General features: G+C 69.8%; 11 protein-coding genes. 2 read left to right on the forward strand and 9 right to left on the reverse strand.

The genetic code is table 11. From position 1 onward, the window contains the following. Positions 1-294: 294 nt before the first annotated feature. Positions 295-1,923 carry a Tle-like phospholipase domain-containing protein gene (locus tag H570_RS18185; protein WP_051176259.1) on the forward strand — a complete coding sequence of 543 codons (1,629 nt, stop codon included), beginning with the start codon at positions 295-297 and terminating at the stop codon, positions 1,921-1,923. A gap of 67 nt (positions 1,924-1,990) precedes the next feature. Next, positions 1,991-2,725 carry an ankyrin repeat domain-containing protein gene (locus tag H570_RS0109130; protein ID WP_156899919.1) on the forward strand — a complete coding sequence of 245 codons (735 nt, stop codon included), beginning with the start codon at positions 1,991-1,993 and terminating at the stop codon, positions 2,723-2,725. Between the two features lie 345 nt (positions 2,726-3,070). On the opposite strand, the gene H570_RS0109135 is transcribed toward H570_RS0109130, so the two are convergent. The 9 genes from H570_RS0109135 to H570_RS0109175 all read right to left on the reverse strand — a co-directional run bounded on the left by H570_RS0109135 (position 3,071) and on the right by H570_RS0109175 (position 13,265). Continuing rightward, entirely contained in the window at positions 3,071-3,262 is a 192-nt protein-coding gene (locus tag H570_RS0109135; RefSeq protein WP_027080469.1) for a DUF2065 domain-containing protein, read from the reverse strand. 6 nt (positions 3,263-3,268) lie between these two features. Further along, positions 3,269-4,144: a protease modulator HflC gene (gene hflC / locus H570_RS0109140; protein WP_027080470.1), complete on the reverse strand. Its 876-nt coding sequence runs from the start codon at positions 4,142-4,144 to the stop codon at positions 3,269-3,271. Continuing rightward, positions 4,141-5,247, reverse strand: coding sequence for an FtsH protease activity modulator HflK (gene hflK, locus H570_RS0109145; protein WP_027080471.1), 1,107 nt, complete (start codon positions 5,245-5,247; stop codon positions 4,141-4,143). The genes hflC and hflK overlap by 4 nt, the downstream gene beginning before the upstream one ends. Positions 5,248-5,442: 195 nt before the next feature. After that, positions 5,443-6,834: a GTPase HflX gene (gene hflX / locus H570_RS0109150; RefSeq protein WP_027080472.1), complete on the reverse strand. Its 1,392-nt coding sequence runs from the start codon at positions 6,832-6,834 to the stop codon at positions 5,443-5,445. 71 nt (positions 6,835-6,905) lie between these two features. Further along, positions 6,906-7,193, reverse strand: a complete 288-nt coding sequence (gene hfq, locus H570_RS0109155; RefSeq protein WP_027080473.1) for an RNA chaperone Hfq — start codon at positions 7,191-7,193, stop codon at positions 6,906-6,908. 236 nt (positions 7,194-7,429) lie between these two features. Then, positions 7,430-8,398 carry a tRNA (adenosine(37)-N6)-dimethylallyltransferase MiaA gene (gene miaA / locus H570_RS0109160; RefSeq protein ID WP_027080474.1) on the reverse strand — a complete coding sequence of 323 codons (969 nt, stop codon included), beginning with the start codon at positions 8,396-8,398 and terminating at the stop codon, positions 7,430-7,432. A gap of 84 nt (positions 8,399-8,482) precedes the next feature. After that, a complete protein-coding gene (gene putP / locus H570_RS0109165; protein WP_027080475.1) occupies positions 8,483-9,973 on the reverse strand; it encodes a sodium/proline symporter PutP in 1,491 nt (496 codons plus the stop codon). A gap of 96 nt (positions 9,974-10,069) precedes the next feature. After that, positions 10,070-10,966: a dihydropteroate synthase gene (gene folP / locus H570_RS0109170; protein ID WP_027080476.1), complete on the reverse strand. Its 897-nt coding sequence runs from the start codon at positions 10,964-10,966 to the stop codon at positions 10,070-10,072. Between the two features lie 190 nt (positions 10,967-11,156). Further along, positions 11,157-13,265 carry a tetratricopeptide repeat protein gene (locus H570_RS0109175; protein ID WP_027080477.1) on the reverse strand — a complete coding sequence of 703 codons (2,109 nt, stop codon included), beginning with the start codon at positions 13,263-13,265 and terminating at the stop codon, positions 11,157-11,159. Positions 13,266-13,331: the final 66 nt, after the last annotated feature.

Consider the following 13,331-nt stretch of genomic DNA (forward strand, 5'->3'; position numbering starts at 1 on the left):
TGGGCAAGTGAGGGGCCGTCTGGACCGATGCCGTGGGAGCGGCCATGGCCACGATTGCCTTGGACAGGAAGCGCGTCGCCGCCATGGCCGCTCCCACAGGATGACCAAGCGTTGTCGTGAGGTCGTCTGGCTGGATGAGGTTGGTAGCCAGCGATGCGAAAAGCGCGAGGTTGAAGCCGATCCTGTCGCGCTCCTGGCGCCGGCGGGCGGCGCGCGTTGCCTAGGGTCGGCACCAGCTTTTTCCGGCGCCGACGGCACCGTATGGTCGGGAAATCCAAATTCCGGGACACGGACATGGGCTTGACCATCGGAGACTTCGCGCCCCGCGGCAATGTCCCGCAGCTGCCGGCCAGCTTTCCGCCGCCCGCCGCCGGGCGCGCCGCGAACCCGGTGTCACCCTACGTCCCCGAGCCGGCCTACCACCCGCAGCTCAATCCGCCGGGCACCTGCGGCCCCGGGCAGGCGATGCCCTACGACGCGGCCAATTTCTCGTCGTACCTCAGCGGCCAGCAGGGGCGGCAGGTCGACGTCGACATGATGCGGATGTCGCTGGCCACCTACGAGACCGGCACCCAGGACATCTGCGGCTGGACCGCGCTGGACAACGACCAGCTGCAGGCCGCCGGCATGGATCCGGGCCGGCTCGACGTGCCCGGCAGCCAGTTCAAGGCGCAGGTGTTCACCGACGGCCAAGGGAACTACGTGCTGGCGTTCCGCGGCACCCAGGAAGGCGCGGCGGACTGGATGACCAACTTCGCCCAAGGCACCGGCCAGGTCACCGACGAGTTCGACCGCCTGGCGCCGCAGGCGGCGCAGGAGTTTGCGCACGCGTTCGGCGAACGCGGCGTGGACGCGGACGGCAATCCGGCCTACACCAACCTGGCGATCACCGGGCATTCGCAGGGCGGCGGGCTGGCCACCGTGGCCTCCGCGGTGACGGGCATTCCGGCCGTGACCTTCGATCCGTCCGGCGTGCACGACCGCACGCTGGAGCGTTTGGGCCTCGATGGCGACACCTTCCGCCAGCAGGCAGAGGGTGGCCAGGTGCGGCGCTATTCGATGCAGGAAGATGCGCTGACGCAGGTGCAGGAAGGCTGGTTCACCGCGCCGCTGGCGCCGGACGCGATCGGCCACCAGATCGTGGTCAGGCCCGAGGGCGAACTGGCCGACCGCGTCGTCGAGTACGGGCTCGAGCGCACCGGCATGGATCCGACCGCGGCCGGCATCGTCAACGACATCGTCGAATGGCTACCCAACCTGCCCGGCCCGCTCGGCGACCTGGGCAGCGGCGTGCGCTATCTCGCCCGCGCGGTGAGCAGCCACGAGCAGCAGGTGCTGATCGACACGATGCTGCAGCAGGAACCGTGGCAGCCCGGCTACGAGAATCCGGCGAGCGTCGAGCGCACGCTGATGTCGCCGTTCAATTCGCGCGAGGTCGAGCGTCGGGTAACCGAAGAGGTCGCGCAAGGCGTGGACGAGATCCGCGGCGACCTGGCCCGCGGCCAGTCCGACATCGCGGCCATCCAGGCCACCGACGTCGCGTCGGGCGACCACGTGCAGGCCGGCTGGAGCATCGCCGGCGAGCAGTTGCAGACCGGCCTGAACGTGGCCGGCGACGTGGTGTCGTCGGGGGCCGACGTGGCAGCCGGCACCGTCGAGGGGCTGACCACCGACGCCGGCAAGGCGATCGATGCGCGCGCGGATGCGGCGTCCAATCCGGTCGAGCGCTTCGTGCTGGGCGGCACCGCCGACGCGGTGCGGATCCTGGGGTTCGCCAGCGGCGCGACCAGGCGCGCGACCGGTGACGTCGCGCAGGCCGCGCTCGACGGCGCCGGCTGGCTGGCCGACAAGGGCTCGGACGTGGTCGGCAAGGTCGACCAGACCCTGACCGACGGCGTGAACTGGCTGCGCGACCGGTTCTGACCGCGCCCGGTTGCCTTGGCACGGGTGCGCACTCGACCTTGATCCGTTCCACGGACACAATGCCGCCGTGCGCCCGTCCTGCACGCTGACGTCGATGCTGCTGCTGCCGATGCTACTGTCGGTCACCGCCTGTCATGGAGATTCCATGGACACCCTGTTCAACGACGCCAGCGCATCGGAGCTGGCGAGCGCGATCGACCACGGCAATGCGCACGCGATCGGTGCGCAGGTGCGCGGCGGCGCGGATCCCGACGCGCAGGGGAAGGACGGCATCAACCTGCTGCAGTACTCGATCATGGTCGCCAACAAGGCGGGCTTCGAGGCGCTGCTCGACAGCGGCGCGAAGCCCGATGCGCCGGGCTTCAATGGCACTACCGCCCTGCACACCGCTGCGATCGCCGACGACCCCGAGTACCTGCGCCTGCTGCTCGCGCACGGCGCCGATGCGAATGCGCCGAACCACCGTAATGGCGAGACCGCGCTGGCGGTGGCGGTGTCGCCGCGCACGGACGCGCAGTTCCGGATGCTGCTCGATGCCGGCGCGGACCTGAACGTCGCCGACCGCCAGGGCTACACGCCACTGCACCGCGCGGCGATGATCAACGCGGGCGAGCACGTGCTGCAGCTGCTCGACGCTGGCGCCAATCCCCAAGCCAAAAGCGTGCAGGACGCCACTTTCCAGGCCTATTTCTTCACCACGCCGGAGGCGTCGCTGTCCGCGTCGGCGCGAGAGAACCGCAAGGCAGTGGTGGCGTGGTTGCGCGCGCACGACGTGCCATTGGAAGTCGGCGTCGGGGAATAGCGATTGCGCTGCGGGTGGAAAGCACGCTTCGCTGCGCTCCCATCCCCTCATCCGCCCTTCGCGCACCTTCTCCCGCAAGCGTGAGAAGGGCTTTCATTGGAGGCGCGAGGATTCGCCGGTGGAGCCCCATCCGCGAGAAGCACTTTCATCGAAACGGCATTCGCTGCCGGAGTGCACGCGGGGACGGCTGTCGGCAGTGCGCAACATCCGTCGTCCGAGCCCAGGCGAAGAGCCGCTTTGATCCATGCGCGAGCCTCCCCCGTCCGAGCCCTTCTCCCGCTTGCCGGAGAACGTGGTGCGAAGCACCGGATGAGGGCGCTCTTGTTGCGCTACGGCGCGGTCAGCTCAGCCCGCGCGGCGCACGAGATACAGCGTCACCAGGCCGGCGCAGAGCAGCAACGCGCCAGCGGTGCGCAGTTGCCGGCCCTCCATCGCCTGCATCTGCCCGGCCATGCGCTTCCATGCATTCGGGAAGGCGAACAGCACAAGGCCCTCCAGCACCGCGACCAGGCACAGCGCCGCCCACAGGTCCGACACCGCGGCCTACCTGTCGTTGCGCATGTACTGCAGGAACGGATCGTCGCGGTCGAGCACGATCACGCTGTCGCCGCCCGAGAACGATTTGCGGTAGGCCTCCAGGCTGCGCTGGAAGGCGTAGAAGCCGGCGTCGCGGTTGGCTGCCACGCCGTAGATCCGCGTGGCCTCGGCATCGCCTTCGCCGCGCAGCTTCTGCGCGTCGCGCTCGGCCTCTGCGACGATCACCGTCTGCTCGCGATCGGCCTGCGAGCGGATCGTCTGCGCCTGCTCCTCGCCCTCGGCGCGCAGGCGGCTGGCCACCTGCTGGCGCTGCGCGCTCATGCGCTTGTAGACGTCGCGGATCACCGTGCTGTCGGTCGGCAGGTCGATCTTCTTGATGCGCAGGTCGACGATGCGGATGCCGATGTTCTTCGCACCCTTGTTGATGTTCTCGAGCTGGCGGCCGATCACTTCGGAACGGTCGCCGGACACCACCTGTGACAGCGTGCGTGCGTTGACCTCGTTGCGCAGCGAGTCCTTGATGATCGGCGCCAGGCGCTGCACCGCGACTTCCTCGGCCACCGCACCGGCGCCGCCGGTGGCGCGGTAGAACGCGCGCACGTCCTCGATCATGCCGACGGCGAAGAAGTCCACCGACACGTCCTTGCGCTCGGAGGTCAGGTAGCGCTCCGGGGTCGCGTCGAGCACCTGCAGGCGGCGGTCGAAGACCAGCGCGCTTTCGACCAGCGGCCACTTGAAGTGCAGGCCCGGGCCGATGTCGCTGCGGGCGACGCGGCCGAGGTTGAGCACGATGGCGGTGTGGCCTTCGGCGACCACGTAGACCGAACCCATCAGGCCGAACACGACCGCGATGACGAGCGGGATCAGGATGTTGAATCTCATCGGCCTGGCTCCTCGTTGCCGCGCGGATTGCGGCCGGGGCGGATGTCGTCGTCGGGCCTGGCGTTGATGGTCGGCGCGACCATGTCGGGCGTCAGCAGCGGCGGCGACGTGGATGCGCTGCCGCCCTTGGCCATCGGCACGTAGATCAGCTGGCGGCTGTCGCCGCCGACGATGGTGCGGTTCTCGGCCAGCACGCCCTGCACCGTTTCCAGCCACAGGCGCTTGCGGGTGACTTCGGGCGCGCCGTGGTACTGGTCGACCAGCAGGCTGAAGCGCTCCGCGTCACCGGTGGCGCGGGCGATCGATGCGGTCTTGTAGCCTTCGGCCACGGTGCGCACGCGCGCCGCCTGGCCGCGCGCCTCGGGCACGATCTTGGCGGCGTAGGCACGCGCTTCGCTGATCAGGCGGTCCTTGTCCTGCTGGGCGCTGTTGACGTCGTCGAACGCGGGCTTGACCTCTTCGGGCGGGCGCGCGTTGGGCAGGTTGAGTTCGGTGACCACGAGGCCGGTGCGGTAGGCGTCCAGCGAGGCCTGCAGCATCTGACGCGCCGAGACGGCAAGCGCCTCGCGGGCGCCGAGCACGGTGTCGAGGTCGGCGCGGCCGACCTGTTCGCGCACGGTGGACAGCACCGCCTGCTGCAGCATCTGGTCGGCGTCGCGGGTGCCGAACAGGTACTTCTGCGCATCGCTGACGCGGTACTGCACGTTGATCTCGACCTGGACGATGTTCTCGTCGCTGGTCAGGATCGGCACGTTGTCGCTGAAGGTCTTGATCTGGGTGGCGGCCACCTTGATCACGCGCTCGACCGGCCACGGCAGCTTGAAGTGCGGGCCGGGCTCTAGCACGCGCGAGAACTGGCCGAAGCGCAGCACCACGCCGCGCTGCTGCTCGGCCACCAGCACGAAGCAGTTGAACGCCAGCCACAGCACCAGCGCCAGGCCGATCCAGCGCAGCGGGTTGCCGCTGCCGCCGCCGAACATGCCGCTGAAATTGTCGAACAGCCCGCCCAGGCCACCGCCATTGCCGCGCCGCGGTTTCCAGGGGTTGCGACGGTCCTTGCCGGACCCGCTGTCATCGTTCTTGCCGGGAATGTTCCAGGCCATGCCTGCTCCAATCGGGGGTGTGGCGCCGCGGCCGGGCCGGGCGTGCGCGCTGGACAGTTTACTAGGTCGGGCCGGGTTCGCCCGGAAGCAAGGGCCTGCAGCCGGGTATTGCCGGTAGGAGCGGCCCATGGCCGTGAGATCTCGTCACTGCAATCGATCCGGCAAAGCTCGCGGCCATGGGCCGCTCCTACGGGATCAGGCAGGGTTTTCGAGGGCAAGCTGGTCGCGCAGCGGCGCGCCGTCGGCGCCGGCCGCCAGGCGGATGGCTTCGGCGGCGGGCAGGTCGACGGCCAGGGTCCAGCCGTGTTCGTCATGTGTTTCGCCACGGATGGCATCGAGTGCGTGCAGCTGCGAGCGCAGGCGGCCGGCCGAGGTCGGCAGGCGCAGTTGCGCGACGATGCGGCGCAGGCCGAGCCGGCCGGCCACCGCGGTGCGCAGCAGGTCAAGGCCAAGCCCGTCGCGCGCGGAAACCCAGACACGCTCGCGGACCGCGGCATCGGGCTGGTCGCCGCCGGGACGGTCGTGGCGCGGCTGCGGCGCCCGCCGTGGTCCGGATGCGGGCGACGGGTCGCCGCCGTCCGTTGCCTCCGCGTCGCCATCGTCCAGGTGCGCGGTTTCGCCGACCTTGTCGATCTTGTTGTAGACCAGCAGCTGCGGGATCTCGCCGGCACCGACCTCGGCCAGCACCGCATCGACCTGGGCGATGCGCTCCTGGCGCAATGGATCGGCGGCGTCGATGACGTGCAGCAGCAGGTCGGCGTCGCGCGCCTCGCTCAGGGTGGAGCGGAACGCGGCGACCAGCTCGTGCGGCAGGTCGCGGACGAAGCCGACCGTGTCCGCGATCGCCGCGTGCCCGCCCGGCAGCGCGATGCGGCGCACGGTGGGATCGAGCGTGGCGAACAGCTGGTCGGCGGCGTAGGCATCGGCGCCGGTCAGGGCGTTGAACAGGGTCGACTTGCCGGCGTTGGTGTAGCCGACCAGGGCGATGCGCGGCACTTCCCGGCGCACGCGCGCGCGGCGCATCTGGGTGCGCTGCACTTCCACCTTGTCGAGCCGCTTCTGCAGCTGCTCGACGCGCTTCTGCAGCAGCCGCCGGTCGGTTTCGAGCTGGGTTTCACCCGGGCCGCGCAGGCCGATCGAGCCGCCGCGCTGGCGCTCCAGGTGGGTCCAGCCGCGGACCAGGCGCGTGGCCATGTGGCGCAGCTGGGCGAGTTCGACCTGCAGCTTGCCCTCGGCGCTGTGCGCGCGCTGGGAAAAGATGTCGAGGATCAGCCCGGTGCGGTCGACCACGCGCCGCTGCAGCGCCTTCTCCAGGTTGCGTTCCTGGCCGGGCGTGAGCGGGTGGTTGACCAGCACCAGGTCGGCGCCGCTGGCCTCGGCCGCGGCCTTGACCTCGTCGAGCTTGCCGCTGCCGATCAGGGTGGCCGGGTTGGGACGATCGATGCGGGCGTTGACGATGGTGGCCACGGTGGCCCCGGCAGAACGCGCGAGGTCGGCGAATTCCTCCAGCGCGCCCTCATCGGCCGGCCCGCCGGCGTGGGGCTGGATCAGCAGGGCGTGCTCGCCCTTGCGGGAACGTTCAAACAGGGTGGTCGGCATCGTGTGCCCATGGTCGGGTCAGGCCGGGGATATGGCGGCGCCGACCCGCGGACGCAAGCCTATTCGGCTTCGTCGCTGCCTTCTTCGTCGTGGTCGCCGCCGCCGTCGGCCGACTGGACGTGGCCGCCGCCCGGCCCCACGCGCACGTTGCGCGCCGGCACCACGGTGGAAATGGCGTGCTTGTAGACCATCTGGCTGACGGTATTGCGCAGCAGCACCACGAACTGGTCGAACGACTCGACGGTGCCCTGCAGCTTGATGCCGTTGACCAGGTAGATCGACACCGGCACGCGCTCGCGCCGCAGCGCGTTCAGGAAAGGATCCTGCAGAGATTGTCCCTTGGACATGTGTTTCCCCAGCTTGGTTATTGTTGTTCTGGCTTGCGCCCGCTTCGCCCGACCCGTTCCCCACGGCGGCGACAGGGCCGATGTTATACGACAGTTCAGGGTTGTGGGGACGGGGTTTGTGACCCGGTTCGCGGGAGCGAGGTGCTTTTTGCGACGGATGAACGCGGAAAGGCGCGGATCAGGCAACTGCCTTCCGTTGCAGTGCCCCGCACGGCCTTATCCGTGCCCTCACGGGTTCATCCGTGGCGAGGCTGCCCCAGGAACAGCGCCAGCGCGTCGTACAGCCGGGCGCGATCGGCGGCCGGGTCGAACCAGCGCGCGCCCAGTTCGCCGCGCAGCCAGGTCAGCTGGCGCTTGGCCAGCTGGCGGGTAGCGTATACGGCGCGATCGCGGAATTCCGCTGCCGACGTGGCGCCGTCGAAGTGTTCCCAGGCCTGTCGATAGCCGACGGCGCGGATCGCCGGCAGTTCCAGCGGCGCCGGATGCGCGCGCAGCTCCGGCAGCGCCCGCAGTTGCCGCACTTCGTCGAGGAAGCCCGCGGCCAGCATCGCGTCCAGGCGCGCGGCGATGCGGGCATGCAGGACGGCGCGGTCGCCGGGCGCAATGACCAGTTCCAGCACCCGGCACGGCAGTCGCGGGCCGGGCGGCGATTCGCGCTGCCACTGGCTGATCGGCCGGCCGCTGCGCCGGAAGACTTCCAGCGCGCGCTGGATGCGCTGCGCGTCGGTGGCGTGGATGCGCGCCGCCGCGGCGGGATCGACGCGCGCCAGTTCGGCATGCAGCGCCGGCCAGCCGCGCTCGCGCGCTTCGACTTCGATCACCGCGCGCATGGCGGGATCGGCCTCCGGCATCGGCGACAGTCCCTTCAGCAGCGCGCGGAAGTACAGCCCGGTGCCGCCGGCCAGGATCGGCAGCCGCCCGCGCGCGAGGATGCCGTCGATGGCGGCGCGCGCGTCGCTGGCGAACTCGGCCGCCGAATAGGTTTGCCATGGATCGCGCAGGTCGATCACGTGGTGCGGCACGGCCGCGCGCTCTTCAGCTGTCGGCTTGGCAGCACCAATGTCGAGCCCGCGATAGACCAGCGCCGAGTCGACGCTGACGATCTCGCCGTCCAGCCGCTGCGCCCACTCCAGCGCCAGCGCGCTCTTGCCCGAGGCGGTGGGCCCCATCAGGGCGATGGCGGGTGGGCGGCGATCAACGGTCATTGCGGGGAGTCGAAGGCGCGGCGGCGACCATCGCGATGCTGGCACCGGCGCCCGACTTCACGACGACACCCGGCCATGGGGGAATCAGTGCCCGTGCAGCTGCAGCTCGGCGCGCACGGCATCGTGGGTGGCCTGCACCGCCGGCGACGGCGCGCGCCCCAACAGGCTGACCACGACGATCGCCACGGTCCCGGCGATGAAGCCCGGCACGATTTCGTACAGCGCGCTGCCGGTGTGCTTCCAAGCGATCACGGTCACCGCGCCCACCACCATGCCGGCCAGCGCGCCGTTGCGGGTCATCCGCTTCCACGACAGCGAGACCAGCACGATCGGGCCGAATGCCGCGCCGAACCCGGCCCAGGCGTAGCTGACCAGGCCGAGTACGCGGCTGTCCGGGTCGCGCGCGATCCAGATCGCCAGCAGCGCCACCGCCAGCACCATCGCCCGGCCGAACCAGACCAGTTCGCGCTGGCTGGCACGCGGGCGCACGAAGCCGCGGTAGAAATCCTCGGTGAGCGCGCTCGAGCACACCAGCAGCTGGCACGACAGCGTGCTCATGATCGCCGCGAGGATCGCCGACAGCAGGATGCCCGCCACCCACGGATTGAACAGCACCTCGGCCAGCGCGATGAACACGCGCTCGGGGTTGTCGCGCACCATGTCCGCGGCCGGCCCCGGATGCCCCGCGAAGTAGGCGATGCCGAACAGCCCCACCGTCACCGAGCCGAGCAGGCACGCGATCATCCAGGTCATGCCGATGCGCCTGGCCCTGGGGATCGTCTGCAGGCTGTCGGCGGCCATGAACCGCGCCAGGATGTGCGGCTGGCCGAAATAGCCCAGTCCCCAGGCCAGTGCCGAAACCACCGCGACCAGGCCGCCGGCGCCCACCCACTGCAGGCGCGCCGGGTCGACCTGTTCGATCAGCACCCGCGTTTCCTGCAAGCCGCCGCTGCCGATCAGCACGAACACCGGCGTGAGCAGCAGCGCGAAGATCATCAGCGTCGCCTGCACGGTGTCGGTCCAGCTCACCGCGAGGAAACCGCCGATCAGGGTGTAGGTGATGGTCGCCGCCGCGCCCCACCACAGGGCCTGCGCGTAGGGCAGCCCGAACACGCTCTCGAACAGGCGCGCGCCGGCGACGATGCCGCTGGCGCAGTACACCGCGAAGAACACCAGGATCACCAGCGCCGACAGGATCCGCAGCAGCCGGCTGCCGTCGGCGAAGCGGTGGGTGAAGTAGTCCGGCAGGGTCAGCGCGTTGTGGGTGCGTTCGGTGTACACGCGCAGCGGCCCGGCGACGAACTTCCAGTTGCACCACGCGCCAATGGTCAGCCCGATCGCGATCCACGCCTCCGACAGGCCGCTGGCGTACAGCGCGCCGGGCAGGCCCAGCAACAGCCAGCCGCTCATGTCCGAAGCGCCGGCCGACAGCGCGGTGACGTAACTGCCCAGCGAGCGCCCGCCGAGGATGTAGTCGTCGAAGCTGCGCGTCGAGCGCCACGCGGCGAAGCCGATGCCGACCATCAGCAGCAGGTAGGCGGCGAAGGTGACGAGCAGCGGCGTGCTGGCGGTCATGCGTGCGTCCGGTGGATTTCCCAGCGCGGGAGCTTACCGCACCGCCGCCCTGCCCCGTTTCGTCCGCGGCATGCCTGCTCGGGGATTGCCCCGGGGTCAGTCGTCGTCCGGCCAGCGGATCGCCGGCCTGGCATCGACGCGCGGCATCGGTACCGCAGCGACCGCGTTCCACACTTTCAGCGCATCCACCGTGGCCGCCACGTCGTGCACGCGCAGCAGCATCGCGCCGCGCTGGGCGGCGATCAGGTGCGCGGCGATCGAACCGTGGATGCGGTCGCGCGCAACTTCGCGGCCGGTCAGCTCGCCGATGGTCTTCTTGCGCGACAGCCCCGCCAGCACCGGCACGCCAAGCTCGGTGAAACGCTGCAGTTGCGCAAGCAGCGCCAGGTTGTGGTCGCGGTTCTTGCCGAAGCCGAAACCGGGATCGACAACGATGTTCTTCTTCGCGATGCCCGCCATCTCCGCGGAGAAGATCCGCTCGGCGAGGAACCGGTGCACTTCGGCGACCACGTCGTCGTAGCGCGGGTCATCCTGCATCGAACGCGGTTCGCCCAGCATGTGCATCAGCACCACCGGTACGCCCAGCTCCGCGGCGGCATCGAGCGCGCCTTCGCGGCGCAGCGCGTACACGTCGTTGACCATGCCGGCGCCCGCGGCGACCGCCGCACGCATCACTTCGGGCTTGGACGTGTCGACGCTGATCGGCAGCGCGGTTTCCTTCGCCAGCCGCTCGATCACCGGGATGATGCGGTGCAGTTCCTCGTCGAGGGAGACGTCGGCGGCGCCGGGGCGGGTCGATTCGCCGCCGATGTCGAGGACATCCGCGCCCTCCCCTGCCAGCGCCAGTCCGTGCCCCACGGCGGCTTCGATCGTGGCGTGCTCACCGCCGTCGGAAAACGAGTCCGGGGTGACATTGACGATGCCCATCACCCGCGGCATGTCGAGTCGCAGGATTCGGCCGGCGCAGTCAAGCTGTGGGGCGGTATCGAACATGGGCCGATTCTATTCCACGCCGGAAGTCGCGTCGCTAGGCACTCCGGCTTCCAGGTACCGCGACATCGAGTGCCAGCATGCACGCCTGCGATGCGAGCGGTGCAGCGCTGCGATGATGCAGCATCGATGACCCTTCATCGCGCCACGTGATCCAGCGTCACCAAATATCGAAACGCCGGATGCAGCGCCGTCACCGCGACCCCTCGGCCCCGCCGCGCTTTCCAGCCTCGCGATCTTCCACGCTGGCTGCGGGATACTTCTGCTGCAGTGCGATGAAGCGCGGGTCCTTGCGGATCGCGTCCCAGCTGGGCTCGACCGACAGCAATGCCGGCGCGTAGGCCCAGCCGCCGTTCGGCGAGCCCAGAACGCGGTCGAGCAGCCGCACCGCCTGGTCGGCGCGCCCCGCACGGGCGTAGAGGGTGGCGTTGACGCCACTCAGGAGAAGGTTCAAGTACTCATCGCCGAGGCCTTCGATCAAGCTTTGCGTGCGATCCGCCAGTCGAACGGCCGCATCGATTCGCCCCAGGCCAAGCTCGACGTCCACCATGTTCTGCATCTCGATCACCAGCGTCGTGCGGTCGCCTGCAGCCTCGGCCCTGGCGAGGCCCGCGCGCGTTTCGACTTCGGCCCGCGCGTAGGACTGGCGCGCACGCGCGGTGTCGCCCATGGCCTCGTACAGGGTGCCGAGGTATGACGCCTTGCTCGCACCGGCTTGTCCACCGAAGTTGTCCGGCGTATCCGGGATTGGCTCCAGCACGGCGAGCGCCTGGGGATAGCGACGCAGCATTCTCAGGAGTTCCACCCGCATCAGTTGCACGCTCGGGTGGTTTCCACGGAGCACCGCCAACACGCGCGCCGGATCGCCGGTCCGGTACGCAATCGAGTAGGCCAGGTACAGCTGCGCCGTGGCGTTGTCCGGGTCGATCGCCAGCGCGCGCCGGGTCGCATCCTCGGCATCGCCATAGCGCCGCACCGCCATGTACATGTTCGCCAGGTTGGATGCAATGACGGTGTTTCGCGGGTCGTGCTCGAGCGCCTCTTCCAGCTTGCGGATGGCGTCGACGAGACGCCCCTGCCGCCGGTACACGTAGCCGGCGGCCGCCATCGCGCCGGCGTCGCTGGGACGCAGGCGCTGGGCGGTCGCGAACGAGGCCAGCGCCGCGTCGTAGTCCTTGCGGCCGTAATAGTCGCTGTAACCCAGGGCGATGAACGCGTCGGCCAGCTTCGGGCGCAGGGCCATCGCGCGCTCGGCGTTCGCATGCGCCTCCGCGGTGAATGCACGGATATCGATTCCCGGCGCCCCGAACCAGACCAGCGTGCTTTGCACGATCGACAGCCGCGCCAGCGCGAGCGCGAAGGATGGATCGCGTGCGATCGCCTGCCGGTAAGGCACCAGCGACTGCTTCAGGACCGCCGTGTCATAGTCCGCGGAGCCGCGGTTGGCCAGGTACTCGGCGCGCAGGAACAGGTCGTACGCCGCCGGATCGTTGGTCGGCGCCAGTGCCAGTGCCTCGTCGGGCTGCAGTTTCAGCTGCAGCGCCGATGCAATCTTGCCCGCCACGTCGCTCTGCACGGCAAACACGTCGCGCATTTCGCGGTCGTAGCTTTGCGCCCACAGGTGGGTGTCGCTGCCGGCATCGATCAGCTGGACGGCGATCCGCACCTTGTCACCGGCGCGCTGCACGCTGCCCTCGACGATGGCGGTCACGCCCAGCTCGCGGCCGACCTCACGCAGGTTCTCGGCGTGCGAGCGATACTTCTCCGTGGACGTGCGCGACACCACCTTGAGGCCGCCGAAATTCGCCAGCCGGGTCAGGATCTCGCCCTGCATCCCGGCCACGAAGTACTCGCCGCCCTTGTCGTCGCTCAGGTTCTCGAACGGCAGCACCGCGATCGACCTCGCGTGTGTCGCGTTCGCACCGCGCGGATGCACGACGCGATCGGTCAGCAGCAGCACGACGGCGACCGCGAGCACGCCGATGATCGCGAAATCGAGCTTGCGCCCGGTCGTGCGCGCGATGGATTCGCCGGGCACGACCTCACCCTCGCGCTTCAGGCCGGCGGGCGTGAATTCGTAGAACCAGGCGAACGCAATCCAGAATGGAAAGCCTATGGCGGCTGCGACCATGAACCAGCGCGTCGCCACCTCCGGCAACCCGAGCGCGGGCGCCAGCTGGGCGATGCCCTGGGCCAGCGCCCACGTCGCGCCGACGTAAAGCAGGCCTGCACGCCACACGTTGCGGCGCGCCAGCTCCCCAAGGAACCGCTTGGTCTTCCGGCGCCCCCAGGCATCAGGCATGCCATGCCGTGACGGCGGCAGCATGCTCCTTTCCCCCGAACGCTGAAAGTCCGGTGCGAAGGCCAC

This window comes from Luteimonas mephitis DSM 12574, assembly GCF_000422305.1.
GTDB lineage: Bacteria > Pseudomonadota > Gammaproteobacteria > Xanthomonadales > Xanthomonadaceae > Luteimonas > Luteimonas mephitis.